Annotated in this window: 10 protein-coding genes, 1 tRNA gene and 1 pseudogene; 5 read left to right on the top strand and 7 right to left on the bottom strand. The window is 52.1% G+C overall.

Translation table 11 applies throughout. The features are described from left to right. Window positions 1-88: 88 nt before the first annotated feature. Both hisS and E7745_RS11335 read right to left on the bottom strand, forming a co-directional pair. A pseudogene (gene hisS, locus E7745_RS11340) lies at window positions 89-1,461 on the bottom strand (histidine--tRNA ligase). 143 nt (window positions 1,462-1,604) lie between these two features. Then, the gene (locus E7745_RS11335) at window positions 1,605-2,588 is read right to left on the bottom strand and encodes an IS30 family transposase (protein WP_136408456.1); all 984 of its coding nucleotides are present in this window, start codon (window positions 2,586-2,588) and stop codon (window positions 1,605-1,607) included. A 213-nt stretch (window positions 2,589-2,801) separates the two neighbouring features. On the opposite strand from E7745_RS11335, the gene nfo reads away from it, so the two are divergent. Both nfo and E7745_RS11325 read left to right on the top strand, forming a co-directional pair. Continuing rightward, a complete protein-coding gene (nfo, locus tag E7745_RS11330; RefSeq protein WP_107030985.1) occupies window positions 2,802-3,656 on the top strand; it encodes a deoxyribonuclease IV in 855 nt (284 codons plus the stop codon). Between the two features lie 125 nt (window positions 3,657-3,781). Further along, entirely contained in the window at window positions 3,782-5,101 is a 1,320-nt protein-coding gene (locus E7745_RS11325) for an SLC45 family MFS transporter (RefSeq protein WP_107030986.1), read from the top strand. A 75-nt stretch (window positions 5,102-5,176) separates the two neighbouring features. On the opposite strand, the gene E7745_RS11320 is transcribed toward E7745_RS11325, so the two are convergent. The 5 genes from E7745_RS11320 to E7745_RS11300 form a co-directional block, all read right to left on the bottom strand. Next, a complete protein-coding gene (locus tag E7745_RS11320; RefSeq protein ID WP_168182112.1) occupies window positions 5,177-6,472 on the bottom strand; it encodes an MATE family efflux transporter in 1,296 nt (431 codons plus the stop codon). Window positions 6,473-6,491: 19 nt separating this feature from the next. Next, entirely contained in the window at window positions 6,492-8,486 is a 1,995-nt protein-coding gene (locus E7745_RS11315) for an OPT family oligopeptide transporter (RefSeq protein WP_123399054.1), read from the bottom strand. A 17-nt stretch (window positions 8,487-8,503) separates the two neighbouring features. Beyond that, window positions 8,504-9,655, bottom strand: a complete 1,152-nt coding sequence (gene lysA / locus E7745_RS11310) for a diaminopimelate decarboxylase (protein ID WP_107030988.1) — start codon at window positions 9,653-9,655, stop codon at window positions 8,504-8,506. Between the two features lie 39 nt (window positions 9,656-9,694). Further along, a complete protein-coding gene (locus E7745_RS11305; RefSeq protein ID WP_107030989.1) occupies window positions 9,695-11,011 on the bottom strand; it encodes an aspartate kinase in 1,317 nt (438 codons plus the stop codon). Between the two features lie 166 nt (window positions 11,012-11,177). Then, complete coding sequence (locus tag E7745_RS11300; RefSeq protein ID WP_136408841.1) at window positions 11,178-13,268, bottom strand: tetratricopeptide repeat protein; 2,091 nt, start codon at window positions 13,266-13,268, stop codon at window positions 11,178-11,180. 142 nt (window positions 13,269-13,410) lie between these two features. Here E7745_RS11300 and E7745_RS11295 point away from each other — a divergent pair, with 142 nt between their 5' ends. From E7745_RS11295 to E7745_RS11285, 3 genes are all read left to right on the top strand, one after another. Continuing rightward, window positions 13,411-14,055 carry a M15 family metallopeptidase gene (locus tag E7745_RS11295; protein ID WP_240740300.1) on the top strand — a complete coding sequence of 215 codons (645 nt, stop codon included), beginning with the start codon at window positions 13,411-13,413 and terminating at the stop codon, window positions 14,053-14,055. 85 nt (window positions 14,056-14,140) lie between these two features. Continuing rightward, complete coding sequence (locus E7745_RS11290; RefSeq protein ID WP_107030992.1) at window positions 14,141-15,718, top strand: peptide chain release factor 3; 1,578 nt, start codon at window positions 14,141-14,143, stop codon at window positions 15,716-15,718. A 248-nt stretch (window positions 15,719-15,966) separates the two neighbouring features. Next, window positions 15,967-16,053 (top strand) — tRNA-Ser (locus E7745_RS11285). The last annotated feature ends 233 nt before the right edge of the window (window positions 16,054-16,286 follow it).

Here is a 16,286-nt window from a genome sequence, read left to right as displayed (position 1 = left end):
GGTAAGCATTTGTCACCTGTTGCCGAGGCTGTAGTGGGGCTATTGGCCAAAATTCAGGAAAGAAGAGAGAATTTTATCCGGTTTCGGATCAGCCGAGGGCTTCTGTCAGTTTCTCGGTGCTGATTTCAGACTGTTCTCCGGTGGTCATGTTCTTGAGAGTGACAGTCCCGTTCTGGAGTTCGGTCTCTCCGATGATGGCCACAAAGGGAATGCCGAGGCTGTCGGCGCGTCCCATCTGCTTTTTCATTTTTGCAGCATCGGGATAAAGTTCTGCAGGGATTCCGCTTTCGCGCAGTTTCTTGATGATCTGAAGGCTGCGGGCGGCTTCCTTGGGACCGAAGTTGGTAAACATCACCTTGGCCGCGCCTTCGATTCCTTCAGGGTAGAGATTGAGAGTATTGAGCACATCATAAATGCGGTCGGCGCCGAATGAAATGCCTACACCTGAGACTCCGGGCAGGCCGAACACTCCGGTAAGGTTGTCGTAGCGGCCGCCGCCGGTGATGCTGCCGATCTCTACGTCGCGGGCTTTGACCTCAATGATGGTTCCGGTGTAGTAGTTCAGGCCGCGGGCCAGGCTTACATCGAGTTCGAGGTCGGCGCACAGACCGAGAGCCTCTGTGCCGGCCATGACTTCGCGCAGTTCGCTTACGCCCTTGAGGCCTGTTTCGCTTGAAGCAAGCATTTCTTCAAGGCTTGCGAGGCGTTCGGCATTGGAGCCGGAGAGGGTGATGAGCGGTGTGATGCGGTCAATGGCTTCGGCCGACAGTCCGCGTTCGCCGAGTTCGGCTTTCACGTTGTCGAGGCCGATCTTGTCGATCTTGTCAATGGCCACGGTTATGTCCACGATTTTGTCAGGCGCGCCGACAAGTTCGGCTATGCCTGCGAGGACTTTGCGGTTGTTGAGTTTGATTGTGATACGGATGCCGAGACGGCTGAACACATCGTCGATGAGCTGGAGAAGTTCGATTTCGTTGATCAGCGAGTCAGATCCGATAACATCGGCATCACACTGGTAGAATTCTCGGTAACGGCCTTTCTGCGGACGGTCGGCACGCCACACCGGCTGGATCTGAAAACGCTTGAAGGGGAAACTGAGATCGTTGCGGTGCATGACAACGAAACGCGCGAAGGGCACTGTCAGGTCGTAGCGCAGACCTTTCTCACAGATCTTGGCTGCGAGTTTTGCCGAATCGTCGCCGGCTATGGCCGACTGGATCAGCTGGGGATCAGCCCCGCGCAGGAAGTCGCCTGAATTGAGTATCTTGAACAGCAGTTTGTCGCCCTCTTCGCCGTATTTGCCCATGAGAGTCGAGAGATTTTCCATTGCCGGAGTCTCGATCTGCTGGAAACCGTGGAGTTTGAAAACAGTGCGTATAGTGTCGAATATATAGTTTCGGCGCGCCATTTCAGCCGGGTGAAGTCGCGCGTGCCTTTGGGGATTGACGGTTTCTGTGCCATGTATATCTGTCGATTTGTTCTTAAATATATTATCGTTGAAAGTTAGTACGAATTATTTTGCAAAGATAGCGATTATTTGCTAAATTTGCGTCACTTTAATGCGTAAACATACTTACTCGTAAAACAGACCCGATACTGCAGGTTCAACTGGCAAGTGCAAAATTAGCGATTTGTTTGAAGAACTCGGTTTTCGGGTTTGAAAAACCAAGTTTTTTCCGAGGCCTTAAGTTCAGTTTCTTTGCCACGTTTTTGATGTATAGGTCAGTGAAATCATTGAAATTTGACTTTTTGGGGATGTATTGACGGATGAGTTTGTTGATGTTTTCGACCGCTCCTTTCTGCCATGAGCAGTAGCTGTCGGCAAAGTAAACAGTCACATCATCAAGACCTTTGATGCGTAATCCGGCGGTTATGTCGAGGTGTGCCGCGAACTCGCTGCCGTTGTCAGTAGTGATGGTTTTAAGATATTTACGGTATGCGTACAGCATTCTCACGACAGTCTTTGACAATGGCTTGGCTCTTTTTCCGTAAGGTAGTTTCTCCATCATCACAAAGCCAGTCATGCGTTCAAGCAGCACTAGAATCGCGTGCCCGTAGGCATCAACAATAAGATCCATCTCAAAATCGCCAAAGCGTTTGCCGTCGGCCTCGGCCGGTCTGTCGTGTATGCTTGTGCGGTTTGGTATGTTGGTGGCTTTAGTGGGTTTGCGTTCGCCTTTTGGTCGTCGTCGGAAGTCGGGATGTCTGCGGTGACGGCGCAGTTCTCCGCTTTCATCAGCGTTTATAATGTTGTAAATGGTCTGTATGGATACGGAAACGCCTTCCTTGGCCAACACGCCACGAATTTGTTCTGGTGACCATTGGTGGTCAATAATCATCTGTTTTATACGCCACACCAACACGCTGTCGAGCTTCTTGTTGGATGTGGTGCGCTTTCTGCGTTCAAGGGCTTTGGCATGAGCCTTTTCCCACAGATAGTGGCCTTTGGTTGTGGAATTGCGCTTCAGTTCACGACAAAGTGTTGATTGACTGCACCCTACAATGAGGGCGATTTCTTTTCTTGGAGTTTTTCTTTGCAGTAAGGCGAAAATTTGCGACCTTTGCTGCGAGGTTAATTGTCTGTACATTAGCAATACAAAATTAGTTAATCTCAGGGAGACTTCGGTCTCCTTTTTTATTTTGTATTGCCAGTATGTTCTGCTGCTGTCCGCTCTTGGGGGCGGTTTAGGCCGCCCCCGCCGCTTGGGCATCCCCTCGCCAGAAGGAGTGAGGAGAATGAATAATTCCTAGCTCAAAGTTTTGCACTTCGATTTGGAATCTTCAAAACAGACCCGATACTTATGAAATATATAGGAGCACATGTCTCTGCCGGAGACGGTGTGAGCAATACTCCTTTGAACGCCCATCTGATAGGAGCGAAATCATTTGCTCTCTTCACCCGCAACCCGTCGCGCTGGACTTCGAAACCGATACCGCAGGCGCAGGCTGAGGCGTTCAGGGAAAACTGTATGCGCTACGGTTACAGCCCGGCGCATATCCTTCCGCATGACAGCTTTCTGATCAATCTCGGCTCGCCGGATGCCGTGAAACTCGAAAAGTCGCGTGAGGCTTTTCTTGATGAACTGCGCCGCTGCGAGCAACTTGGACTTACCATGCTCAACTTTCATCCTGGTTCCCACATGCGTGAGATGGAGACTGATGCCTGTCTTGACCTGATAGCCGACTCGCTCAACGGTTTGCTGGAAAAGACGGCGGGGGTGAAGGCTGTGATCGAGAATACTGCCGGGCAGGGAAGTAACCTCGGATATTCGTTCGACCAGATTGCCAGAATTATTGACCGCGTGGATGACAAGACGAGAATAGGTGTCTGCATTGACACCTGCCATGCTTACACGGCCGGCTATGATCTTGCCACAGCCGAAGGCTATGACAAGACTTGGGCCGAATTTGACAGCATCATCGGTTTCAGCTATCTCTGCGGAATGCATCTCAACGATACTCAGAAGGGACTCGGCTCGCATGTTGACCGTCATGCACCGATCGCAACCGCCAATCTTGACCGCGAATTCTGGTCGAGACTGATGAACGATCCGCGCTTCGATGATATCCCGCTGATACTTGAGACCCCTGACGAGGCAATATGGGCAGAGGAAATCAGTCTACTTTACTCGCTTGACAGCCGTAAATCAGACTGAAGCCTGCCGCATACATGCATCCGGCTGTATCCGGCCTGCCGATCCGCTGACTGACGGATCTTGTTTATTATATAAATGTAGAGAGATTATTTTTTGATTATATCATCATCAACTTACACTTACCTATGGTTAAAAATAAACCAGACCAAAGTTTTCTGAATCTTTGGAACCTGAGTTTCGGCTTTTTTGGCGTACAGATCGCCTATGCTCTCCAGAGCGCAAATATTTCGCGAATATTCGCTACTCTCGGCGCCGATCCTCATTCATTGAGCTATTTCTGGATTCTGCCCCCGCTGATGGGCATTATTGTGCAGCCATTGGTTGGCGCTGCGAGTGACCGCACATGGAATCGTCTCGGCCGTCGCCTGCCTTACCTTGTTCTTGGAGCAGCTATCGCTGTTGTGGTCATGTGTCTTCTCCCTAATGCCGGAAGTTTCGGACTGACAGTTGGCGGAGCTATGATTTTCGGCTTTATCGCCCTGATGTTTCTTGACACTTCCATCAACATGGCCATGCAGCCGTTCAAGATGCTTGTCGGCGATCAGGTCAACGAGCGTCAGAAAGGTCTTGCATATTCCATCCAGAGTTTTCTCTGCAATGCCGGCAGTCTCGTCGGTTATCTTGCGCCGATCACCCTGACGGCAATCGGTGTCAGCAATCTCGCTCCGGCAGGACAAGTGCCTGATGCGGTGACCTATTCATTCTACATCGGAGCCGCTGTGCTGATACTGTGTGTCATCTACAGTTTTGTCACCATCCGTGAGATGCCTCCCAAAGAATATGCCGAGTATCATGGCATCACCGAGCAGCAGAATGAAGAAAAGACCTCGATGCTGAAGTTGCTCATACATGCTCCGCGCACGTTCTGGACTGTCGGTCTCGTGCAGTTTTTCTGCTGGGCGGCTTTCCTCTATATGTGGACCTACACGCCAGGTGCTATTGCCGATACCGTGTGGGGCACTACCGATACCAATTCGGAGGCTTATCAGACTGCAGGCAACTGGGTCGGTGTGCTTTTCGCCGTCCAGGCCGTAGGCTCAGTGCTCTGGGCAGTGGTCATTCCGCGATTCAAGAGCCACAAGACAGTTTATGTGCTCAGTCTTCTTCTCGGAGCAGCAGGCTTTATCTCCACTCTCTTTGTCACTGACCAATATGTGCTGTTCATTTCCTTCCTGCTGATTGGCTGTGCGTGGGCCGCAATGCTGGCACTTCCGTTTACCATTCTGACCAACTCGATTTCCGGTAAGAACATGGGAACCTATCTTGGGCTTTTCAACGGGACCATATGTGTGCCTCAGATCTGCGCTGCCGCTCTCGGCGGTCTGATTCTTCCGCTTCTTGGAGGCCACCAGGTAAATATGCTGGTGCTCGGCGGAGTTCTTCTTGTTGCCGGCGCGCTTAGTGTCGGACTGGTCAAAGAGACTTACGCTGAAAAGGAGAATTGATTCTATCCTGACAGACAAAATAAGGTAACTGATCAGCATACTCGCCTGATAGTTACCTTATTTTGTATTTTAGGATTATGTGTCTTGGAAAATACGGCGGCTCATGGCCGTCAGAGCCAGACCACGGGTGAAGAGATATGCCAGAAAGGCTATCCAGAGTCCGTGGTTTCCTATTATAGGGAACAGGATGCGGAGCATCACGAAATAAATTGCAGTGGCGGTGGCCATTGAGAGCAGCATTTCTCTTGTGCGTGTCGCGCCGATGAAAATTCCGTCCCATGTGAATGCCGCGAATCCTACAGCCGGAATGGCTATGACCCAGCTGTAATATTCCTTGGCTGAAAGTCTTACTCCGGCATCATCGCTTAGGAGGCCCATGATGCTTTCTCCTCCCACAGCATAGACCAGGGTGAAGAGCAAGACCATTGCCACACTCCATCTGAACAGTGCTTTGACGCATTCACGCAGCCCCCTGCTGTCGCCACCTCCGATCAGGTTGCCGCACAGTGATTCGCCGGCAAAGGCAAAGCCGTCCATGAAGTATGAAAAAAGAATGAAAAACTGCATCAGCAGTGTGTTGACAGCCAGTATGACGGTGCCTTGAGTTGCCCCTGTGCGTGTAAACCAGACTGTTACGGCTATCAGACAGAGTGTGCGGAAAAATATATCAGTATTGACTTTGAAAAATCTTTTCAGATCGCTCAGGCGGATTATTTCACGAAGCCGTCCCGGAGCAGGGCGATATTTGATTGCCACAATGCCGAGGCCCGTGAGCGCTCCGAGCCATTGGGCTGTCAGTGTGCCGGAAGCAACACCTTCGACCTTAAGTCCGAAACCGAGCACGAGCAGCAGGCTGACGGCTATGTTGGATATGTTGACCACGAATGCCACCCACATCGGCGCGCGGGCGTTTTTCATTCCTAACAGCCATCCGGTGACAGTGAATGTGGCCAGCGAAGCGGGGGCTCCCCAGACAAGAATCGAGAAATAGACTGATGCGAGATCCCTTACCCGGTCTCTGACTTCAAGAAAGTTCAGAGTGAGATCAAGAAGTGGTTTCTGAAAGAGGATTATCAGAATTGACGCGCAGAGAGCAACTGTCAGTCCGCGGGCAAGCACTTGGGCGCAACTTTTGCTGTCGCCTCCGCCATTGGCCTGGGCTGTAAGTCCGCTTGTGCCCATCCGCAGAAAGGCGAAAAGCCAGTAAAGCATGTTGAAAATTGTTCCGCCGACTGCGATGGCGGCAATATAGTCGGCACTCCCCATATGCCCGACGATCACCACGTCCATCAGGGCCAGCAGTGGCGTGGTGATGTTCGTGATGATCGACGGAATTGCGAGCGACAAGATGTCGCGGTTGATTTCATTCATCGGAATTTAGCAGATCCGATCAGTCTTTGAGGCGTTTCGCTTTCATCGAATCCCAGATCAGGTAGACGATGAGAAGGGCATAGACGGCAAGTCCGGCCCATTGTGTGGCGATGGTGCTGAGAGGGCTTGTGTATTCGAAACCGAGGAAGCGTGTCAGGGCGGCGAACACGCCGAAGAGGGCACCGCCGGCAATGAGGCCTGACGAGATCAGAGTACCGCGGTCGCGACGGGCGTCATTGAGGGCTTTGTCGGTAGAACGGCTTCCTACAAACCATGCGATAGCGCCTCCGACAAGCAGCGGAGTGTTGAGCTGCAGGGGAATGAACATGCCGAGACAGAATGCAAGGGCAGGCACGCCGAGCCAGTTGAGTATCAGAGCCAGAATGGCACCGGTCATATAGAGGATCCACGGGGTGTCTCCGCCCATCATAAGCGGTTCGATCACCTTGGCCATTGCATTGGCCTGGGGTGCGATGAGGGCGTTGTCGCCGGTAAAGCCATAGACTTTGTTGAGCAGGAGGATGACACCGCCTACAGTGGCTGCCGAAACAAGTGTGCCGAGGAATTTCCAGCTTTCCTGCTTGCGTGGGGTTGAGCCGAGCCAGTAGCCCACCTTGAGGTCAGTGACAAATCCGCCGGCCATCGATAGAGCAGTGCAGACCACGCCGCCGATCACCATTGAGGCCACGATGCCTGACGATCCGCTAAGGCCGATGGCCACAAAGATGGCCGATGCGACAATCAGAGTCATCAGTGTCATGCCTGACACGGGATTGGAGCCGACAATGGCGATTGCGTTGGCAGCCACTGTTGTAAAGAGGAATGCGATAGCTGTGACCACCAGCCACGCCACCAGAGCCTGCCAGAAGGTATGGATCACGCCTATCCAGAAGAATATGAGCACGGCTGCAAGCGCGAGCGCAATGAAAAACACGATGTGTTTCATCGAAATATCTGTCTGCCAGCGCACGGTTTTGCCTTCAGATGTGTTGCCGCGGAGCTCGCGTGAGGCGAGACCTACGGCACCGCGGATGATAGACCATGATTTCACTATGCCGATGATGCCTGCCATAGCGATGCCGCCGATACCGATCATGCGGGCGTGGTCAGAGAATATGGCTTCGGGGCTCATGGCTGCGATTTCAGCTGATCCGTATGTGCCGAGAAGCGGAATCAGAATCCACCATACAAAGATTGAGCCGGCGCAGATGATGAACGCATAGTTCAGTCCTATGATATAGCCCAGACCGAGCACTGCGGCTCCAGTGTTGCAGCTGAGCACGAGTTTGGTCTTCTCGGCCAGAGTCTGGCCCCATTCGGTGACATGAGTGTTGAGGACACCGGCCCACCATCCGAAAGTTTCCACAATATAGTCGTAAATACCGCCGATGAGCGAGGCAAGCACGAGGGTGCGGGCCTGCCCGCTGTTGCCGGCAGAGCTTTTGCCGAGACCGCTTGCAAGCACCTGGGTGGTCGCAGTCGCCTCAGGGAAAGGATATTTCCCGTGCATGTCTTTTACGAAGTATTTGCGGAACGGGATGAAGAAGAGTATGCCGAGTATGCCGCCTAAGAGCGAGCTGAGAAATATCTGCAGGAAGTTGACGGTGATTTCCGGATACTTGGCCTGAAGAATGTAGAGTGCGGGCAGGGTGAATATGGCTCCTGCAACGATGACTCCCGAACATGCTCCGATACTCTGGATGATGACGTTCTGGCCCAGGGGATTCTCTTTTTTCAGAGCGCCTGAAAGACCTACAGCGATGATGGCGATGGGAATGGCGGCTTCGAAGACCTGTCCGACCTTAAGGCCGAGGTAGGCTGCTGCCGCGCTGAATATTACGGCAAGCAGCAGTCCCATACCGACAGAGTAGGGCGTCACTTCGGGGTAGTCACGGGCCGGGTGCATGATAGGCCTGTAGCCTTCATCCTCGGCGAGTTCGCGGAACGCGTTTTCGGGGAGTTCCACAGGATCTGCGTCCTGATAGACTTCCTTGGGGTTTTCTGTGGGTTTCATTTTGGCTTTTCAGGGAATTAGTTTTCTGAAAAATAGGAGTGGGGGAAGGGGCGGCAATTATAGCGTGAGGCCATGATCTCGCCATAGGCACCGGCAGAACGGAGTGCGAGCAGATCGCCTCGCTTTACTTCAGGCAGGGTTTCGCTTTCGCCAAAACGGTCTGAGGATTCGCAGATCGGTCCTACCACGTCGTAGTGGTGGAGTTCGCCGTTGGGGTTTGAGATGTTTTCGATTTTGTGGTGCGCGCTGTAGAGGGCCGGACGGATGAGATCGCTCATTCCGGCATCGACTATGGCGAAACGTTTGCTTGTGCCTTCCTTGATGTAGAGCACACGGGTGATCAGCGATCCGCACTGTGCCACCACCGAGCGGCCGAGTTCGAAATGGAGTTCCTGATCCGGGCGCAGGCGCAGATGGTTGTGGAAGGTGGTGAAGTAGGCTTCGAAGTCGGGGATCGGGTGGCGTTCGGGGTGTGCGTAGTCAATACCGAGACCGCCGCCAACGTTGATAAGGCTGAATTTGACACCTTTCTGTTCATATTCGTCCTGCAGGCGGTTGATGGTCTCGCAGAGCATCACAAAGGGTTCTGTCTCAGTGATCTGCGATCCGATGTGGAAATGCAGACCTTTGAGGTCGATGGCGGGCAGGCTTTTGGCGAGGCCTATAATCGAGTCGAGCTGTTCAAGATTGATGCCAAACTTGTTTTCGGCCAGCCCTGTAGTGATATAGGCATGGGTGTGGGCGTCGATATTGGGGTTGACGCGGATTGCCACACGTGCTGTCTTGCCCATCTCGGCTGCAATTTCGCTGATGACTCTCAGTTCCGGTTCTGACTCTACGTTGAAGCATTCGATATCTGCTTCAAGAGCAGAGCGGATTTCAGGATCGCTTTTGCCTACGCCGGCAAACACGATGCGGTCGCCGCGGAATCCGGCTTCGATCGCTGCCTCGATTTCCCAGCCGCTGACGCAGTCCACTCCGAATCCTGCGGCCTGGATGGTGCGCAGTATGCCGGGGTTGGCGTTGGCCTTGATGGCATAGTGGACTTTGAAGCGGGGATCACGGGCGGTACGGCGGATCTCCTTGACAGTGCGTTCGAGCAGACGCAGGTCGTAGAAATAGAACGGTGTTTTGAGGCTTGAAAATTCCTCTATGGGGAAACGTGTCATGTTTTTTCTGTCTGATCTCTTTAATTAGGTGTGCGGTCTTTAGCTGAAAAGTTTTTCACTGAGGCGTTTGAGAGCCTCGACTTTGTCGCAGCTGCGGACGAGGAACGAGATGTTGTAGTTTGAACCGCCGTAGGAGATCATGCGCACGGGGATGTCGGCAAGAGCTTCCATCGCTTTTGCCTCATAGCCGGTGTTGGTCCACTCCATGTTGCCTACAACACAGATGATGACCATGTCCTTGTCAACGGTCACGGTGCCGAACTTCTTGAGCTCGTCAATGATTTCCGGCAGGAAGCGTTCGGAGTCGATTGTCAGTGAGACGCCTACTTCAGAAGTGGCGATCATGTCAATCGGGGTGCGGTATTTTTCGAATGTCTCGAACACGCGTGTCAGGTAGCCGTAGGCCAGAAGCATGCGGGAGCTTTTGATCTTGATGGCGACCACATTGTCTTTGGCTGCGACGGCTTTGATTGACGGTTCGGTTATGTTGTTGTAGATCAGAGTGCCGTGAGCTTCCGGTTCAAGTGTGTTGAGCAGGCGCACAGGTATGTTGTTGACCTTGGCGGGGAGCACACAGGTGGGGTGGAGGATCTTGGCGCCGAAGTAGGCCAGCTCGGATGCTTCTTCGTAGTGGAGCTCGTTGACGGGCTTGGTGCCTTCCACGAAGCGCGGGTCGTTGTTGTGCATACCATCGATGTCGGTCCAGATTTCGATCTCGTCAGCTTCGATGGCTGCGCCGATGAGCGATGCGGTGTAGTCCGAGCCGCCACGCTGCAGGTTGTCGATCTCGCCGGTCGAGTTGCGGCAGATAAATCCCTGGGTCACAAAAATGTCGGCATCGACATATTTGTCAAGCAGCGGCTGGAGATGCAGAGCTATGTGCTGCATGTCAGGCTCTCCGTTCTGGCCTGTTTTCATAAAGTCAAGGGCGGGGAGGGCTTCGGCGTAGAGACCGCGCTCGTTGAGCAGGATGGTCATCATGGCCACACTCATGATCTCGCCCTGGGCAAGGATGATTTTTTCTTCAGTCGGTCCGAAAGTCTCGCGCTGGGTGAACGAGCGGATGTAGTTGAAGCAGGCCTTTATCTCTTTGAGTGCTTTTTCGCGGCTCTCATGGCGGTCGTAGAGAGAGGCGATTGTCTTGAGATACTTCGATTCGAGGAGGTTGATCGTTTCCTTGGCTCCGTTGGTGTTTTTTTTGTAGAGATAGTCCGAGATCTCAACCAGAGAGTTGGTTGTGCCTGACATGGCTGAAAGAACGATGATGTTTTTACCTCTTGCGCTGACGAGGTCTGCTACGTGGCGGATTCTTTCGGCTGATCCTACAGAAGTTCCTCCAAACTTTAAGACTTTCATATTTTAAATGTTGTGTATGTGATAATTCGATAGGAGTATTTTGCGCAAATTTACAAAAAAAAATTCACATCAAAGCATTGTGATACCAAAACGGTTGCCAGACTGGCTTAGTTGCCGTAAATCATAGTGTCCGGCAAGCAAATAGGTCTGGTTTTATGCCCTTCGCTCACTTCATGCGTTTGAGAAGCGGGTAGGCGGCTACGATTCCGAGCTCGCCGGCCCGGCTGAGATCGGGGAGGGCTGAGCTTTTGTCACCGAGAGACAGATAGACGAATCCGCGGTTATAATAGGCTTCTCCGAAGACCGGTTTCAGCTCTATGGCGCGGGTGAGGGCTTCGATGGCTTCGACGTAGCTGCCGCATTCTGCCAGCAGTACACCTTTATTATAATAGGCTACGGGCATGAACGGTGAGTGGCGCAGGGTTTCGTCAAGATCGACTATAGCTTCCATGATGCCGCTGCGCGACAGTGCTTTGCCCGGTTCGGATGTGGCTTTGACTGTCTCGTATCTTGCCTGGGCTCGCAACAGATAGGCGAGCGCAAAGTCGGGAGTGAGTCTGGCGGCTTCGTTGAGGTCGGCTATGGCGCGGTCATAGTCTTTGAGCGCTATGAGATCCATAGCACGGCCGAAGTAGTCGATGGCGCGGGGGGCATGTCCGGCCATGTAGGAGTTGTAGTAGCTGATCGACTGGCGGTGCGGGCCTTCAAGTTCATACATTGGCAGCTGTGCAGGGTGTCCGGCAACCTGTAGGACGAAGCGCAGTAGCCCCAGGGAGTTTATTTCATCGACCTCACGGATGTATTCGCTGCTTGGGTTGATCTCGTTGGGCGAGGTGTAGTAGGTCAGCATGAACGGCGGCTCAAGTTCTACGGCCATGTCTTTGTCCTGGACTTTTCCGCGAATGTCAGCTGTCGAGTAATCTTTTTCTGCTGAATAGTTGCTGCGCACGGTGGTGAGTGACGAGAATCTGCGTTTCACCTGCTCCTGTGTTTCCGTTATGGTCTCGCTTTTCGGCTGTGTGGTGCTTTGGGTTGCCGCGGAGACCTTGTCGCCGGCTGTCGAGGTGTTGGATTTGTCGGTTTTCGCGGAACCGGAATATGCCGATCCACTGAATTGCTTGTCAGGTGTCAGCTGGACGGTGGTCTTGGCCAGAGCCATTGATTTGTCGTAGTCTTTTTGGGCCGAACGGCTGTCTCCCTTGCGGCGTTTGATGTCGTATCGCAGAAAGTAGGCTCCGGCAAAGTCCGGAAAGGCTTCGATCACTTTGTCGAGATCGGCCAATGCAGCTTCGAACGACCCGATTTCTGAAAGGAGTATGGCGCGGTTGTAGAGCGTCTTGTAGTCCTCGCAGTCAAGGTCGAGCACACGAGAGAAGTCATCGATGGCACGGTTGGTGTCATGGACTTCGGCACGGAGCAGGCCGCGGTTGAATATAGCTGCGGTGTTGGCGGGTTCGAGCCCGATCGCACGATCATAGTCTTCGAAGGCTCCGTGGATATCGTCGTTCATGTAACGCAGATAGGCGCGGTTAATATAAAATCCGGCGGCTTCAGGACGCAGTTTCACGGCTTTGTCCATGTCTGCGAGGGCGCTTTTGAAGTCTTTGCCTGAATGGATGGCTATATCGGCACGTAGGAGGTAGGCGTTGACTGCATTGGAGTTGAGTGAGAGCGCGTGGTCTATGTCGGCTTTTGCTCCGATCGTGTCTTTCATCTCCAGGCGCAGGCGCGCTCGGCCCAGATAGCCTTCTTCGAATTTCGGAAAGCGTCTGATGAGATGGCTGAAGGTGGTTTTCGCTCCGACTGTGTCGCGGTTTTCATGCTGGGCTATGGCTTTATTGAAGATTATGCTGCTGTTTTCGGGCTGCATTTCAAGCGCGCGGTCATAGTCGGCTATGGCTTCGGCGTTTTTGCCTTGGTTTTGTCGAGCCACACCTCTGACTTCATAGGCTTCGGTGATGAACGGGTTGCGTTCAAGCGCGAGAGTGGCATCTTCTTCAGCTCCGCGGAAGTCATCAAGGTTGAGCTTGGCCACAGCACGGTAGAAATAAGGCTTGGCCTGGGATGGGTTGACGCTTATGACTTGGTTGAAATATTGGATCGAAAGCACGTAGTCTTCAAAGTAGTGGGTGTTGGCGCCGATCCGCAACACCTGCTCGGTGTTGATCTGTCCGCTGACCTGTGTCGTGACGGTGATGAGCATCAATAGGAGCAACAGGCGCCGGAGCATATGTATTTTAGGTGTCGTAATGATCATCTTGCAGGGTTATGACTTGCAAAAGTAATGTTTTCGCACAAAACACGGTCATGATTTAAGGATTTTTCATATTTTTGCGGCCATGAAACAATCCGGATTTCTTAGATTTCTTATTATTGCGATTCTTTTATCTCTGTCTGTTATGTGCTTACATTCACAATCGAGACCGTCGCCGCTGACGCTCGAACAAAAACTTAAGGATCATGGACTTGTCGATGTGGCGGGTCTTGATTCAACCATATGTGTAAGTCTGATGTATGCGAGAGAGGATAATTTTACGGGCGTGTTGCTCTACACCGATGGCCTTGAGCGGGCTTATCTGCAACCGGAAGCGGCTGCGGCGGTAGTGCGGGCGCAGGCTGAGCTTGGCAGGATCAGTCCGGGTCATCGGTTGCTGATCAAGGATGCCGCCCGTCCGATGAGCGTCCAGCGCCGGATGTTTAGAGCTGTCAGCGGAACCCCCAAGGCAAATTATGTGGCCAACCCGGCCAGAGGCGGCGGTCTGCATAACTATGGACTGGCGGTTGATATAACCATTGTCGATCAGGAGGAGCGTGAACTTCCTATGGGAACTCCGGTTGACCATCTTGGTCCGGAAGCGAATATCGATGCCGAGGAAGCGCTGGTAAGGCGTGGCGTAATCAGTGAGACCGAGCGGCAGAACCGTCTGCTCCTGCGTCGTGTCATGACCTCGGCCGGATTTCACACCATCCGCACAGAGTGGTGGCATTTCGACCTTGTCAATAAGGCCAAAGCTCGCGCATCGTTCAGACGGCTTGATTTCTGACCCTTTTTCAGCGTCGGGAAAAACTTCTCAACTCGGAAAAAAAATCGTAACTTTGCACCATAAAATCATAAAAAACAATAAACCCATGTCTCTTACCGACGAAATAGCCCGCAGACGCACGTTTGCAATCATTTCACACCCTGACGCAGGTAAAACAACGCTCACTGAAAAACTTCTGCTTTTCGGTGGGGCGATCCATGTGGCAGGTGCCGTAAAGTCAAATAAAATCAAGAAGACTGCGACTTCCGACTGGATGGAAATCGAAAAGCAGCGCGGCATCTCTGTGGCAACCTCGGTAATGGGTTTCAACTACGGTGATTATAAGATCAACATTCTTGACACTCCCGGTCACCAGGATTTCGCGGAGGATACTTACCGCACCTTGACAGCGGTAGACAGTGTGATCATAGTGGTCGACGTTGCCAAAGGTGTCGAACAGCAGACCCGTAAGCTCATGGAGGTATGCCGTATGCGTAACACTCCGGTGATTATCTTTGTCAACAAACTCGACCGCGAGGGCCGCGATCCGTTTGATATTCTCGACGAACTTGAGAGCGAACTGAAGATCAGCGTGCGCCCGCTGTCATGGCCTATAAATATAGGTGCGAAGTTCAAGGGAGTCTACAATATTTTTGAGCATTCTCTGGATCTCTTTACCCCCGACAAGCAGCGTGTCAGCGAGCGTGTCGAAATTGATTCCGTCACAGATCCGCGTGTCGACGAAGCGGTAGGGGAGACTGATGCCGCCAAGCTTCGCGAAGACCTGGAGTTAATCGAGGGCGTTTATCCCGAATTCGACACCGAAGCCTATCTCGAAGGCAAAGTGGCTCCGGTGTTCTTTGGCTCGGCGCTGAATACTTTCGGTGTGAAGGAACTTCTGGACTGTTTTGTGAAAATCGCTCCTTCTCCCCGTCCGGTCAATGCCGAAGAACGTGCCATCAATCCTGACGAAGAGGGCTTTTCGGGTTTCGTGTTCAAGATTCATGCCAACATGGACCCAAATCACCGTTCCTGCATTGCTTTTGTCAAAGTATGCTCTGGAAAGTTTGAACGCAATGCTCCCTACAAGCATGTAAGATCCGGCAAGACCATGAAATTTGCAGCCCCGACTGCCTTCATGGCACAGAAAAAGAATATTGTCGACGAGGCATATCCCGGTGACATTGTCGGTATTCCCGATACCGGCAACTTCAAAATCGGCGACACTCTGACATCCGGAGAGACTCTGCATTTCAAGGGCCTTCCGAGTTTCTCGCCAGAGATGTTCAAATATATAGAGAATTCCGACCCAATGAAGGCCAAGCAGCTTGACAAGGGCATACAGCAGCTGATGGATGAGGGCGTCGCACAGCTGTTTGTCAACCAGTTCAACGGCCGTAAGATCATCGGAACTGTCGGACAACTCCAGTTTGAAGTCATACAATATCGTCTGCTCCACGAATATGGCGCGCAGTGTCGTTGGGAACCAATATCGCTCTACAAGGCCTGCTGGATCGAGAGTGACGATGCCGAAGCGCTTGCAGCTTTTAAAAAACGCAAGCATCAGTTCATGGCTGTCGACAAAGAGGGTCGCGACGTATTCCTCGCCGACTCCGGCTACGTGCTCCAGATGGCCCAGAATGACTTCCCCAAAATCCGTTTCCACTTCTCCTCGGAATTCTAAGGCGGAAGTGGCTGCGGACGGGCGACAATTGCTGTAAGGTATTATCAGGGCATTGAATGTGGATGATTATAACATTCAATGCCCTGATTGTTAAAGTCTACGCAGTAGGGTGAAACAAGTGGTCGTGAAAAATAAAATAAAAAAGTTGCTGCAAAATTTGGATAGTTCGCAGAAAATATCTACCTTTGCAACGCTTTAGAGAAAGTGAGACACTTTTAACTAAGTGTAAAACAATTCAACAAGCACCTGGAGAGATGGGTGAGTGGCTGAAACCACCAGTTTGCTAAACTGACGTAGGAGCAATCCTACCACGAGTTCGAATCTCGTTCTCTCCGCAAAAGAGCTGCAAATCATAGATTTGCAGCTCTTTTGGCGTTTAGGTGGATTGGTGGTCTTTTGGAGGTGTGTGCTACGTGTACTGAGGCTGGATGAAAATCTACTATCAGATGCAAAGTATATAGAAGAAATCTTATCTCCATCTTTTTTTACAGTCCATTCCGACCCGCGCTGCAAGTAATATCATAAACTTAACCTTGAACTGGATTATTTTACAACATTAACATGGTTT

The organism is Duncaniella sp. C9 (genome assembly GCF_004803935.1).
GTDB classification, from domain to species: domain Bacteria; phylum Bacteroidota; class Bacteroidia; order Bacteroidales; family Muribaculaceae; genus Duncaniella; species Duncaniella muris.
This window is presented reverse-complemented; position numbering and strand designations above follow the sequence as displayed.

Bases quoted from the DNA above. Each gene is read 5' to 3' on its own strand.
- lysA (WP_107030988.1), bottom strand. From the start codon at position 9,655: ATGACACGTTTCCCCATAGAGGAATTTTCAAGCCTCAAAACACCGTTC.
- E7745_RS11325 (WP_107030986.1), top strand. From the start codon at position 3,782: ATGGTTAAAAATAAACCAGACCAAAGTTTTCTGAATCTTTGGAACCTG.
- E7745_RS11305 (WP_107030989.1), bottom strand. From the start codon at position 11,011: ATGAAAGTCTTAAAGTTTGGAGGAACTTCTGTAGGATCAGCCGAAAGA.
- nfo (WP_107030985.1), top strand. From the start codon at position 2,802: ATGAAATATATAGGAGCACATGTCTCTGCCGGAGACGGTGTGAGCAAT.
- E7745_RS11290 (WP_107030992.1), top strand. From the start codon at position 14,141: ATGTCTCTTACCGACGAAATAGCCCGCAGACGCACGTTTGCAATCATT.
- E7745_RS11335 (WP_136408456.1), bottom strand. From the start codon at position 2,588: ATGTACAGACAATTAACCTCGCAGCAAAGGTCGCAAATTTTCGCCTTA.
- E7745_RS11295 (WP_240740300.1), top strand. From the start codon at position 13,411: ATGTGCTTACATTCACAATCGAGACCGTCGCCGCTGACGCTCGAACAA.
- E7745_RS11300 (WP_136408841.1), bottom strand. From the start codon at position 13,268: ATGATCATTACGACACCTAAAATACATATGCTCCGGCGCCTGTTGCTC.
- E7745_RS11320 (WP_168182112.1), bottom strand. From the start codon at position 6,472: ATGAATGAAATCAACCGCGACATCTTGTCGCTCGCAATTCCGTCGATC.
- E7745_RS11315 (WP_123399054.1), bottom strand. From the start codon at position 8,486: ATGAAACCCACAGAAAACCCCAAGGAAGTCTATCAGGACGCAGATCCT.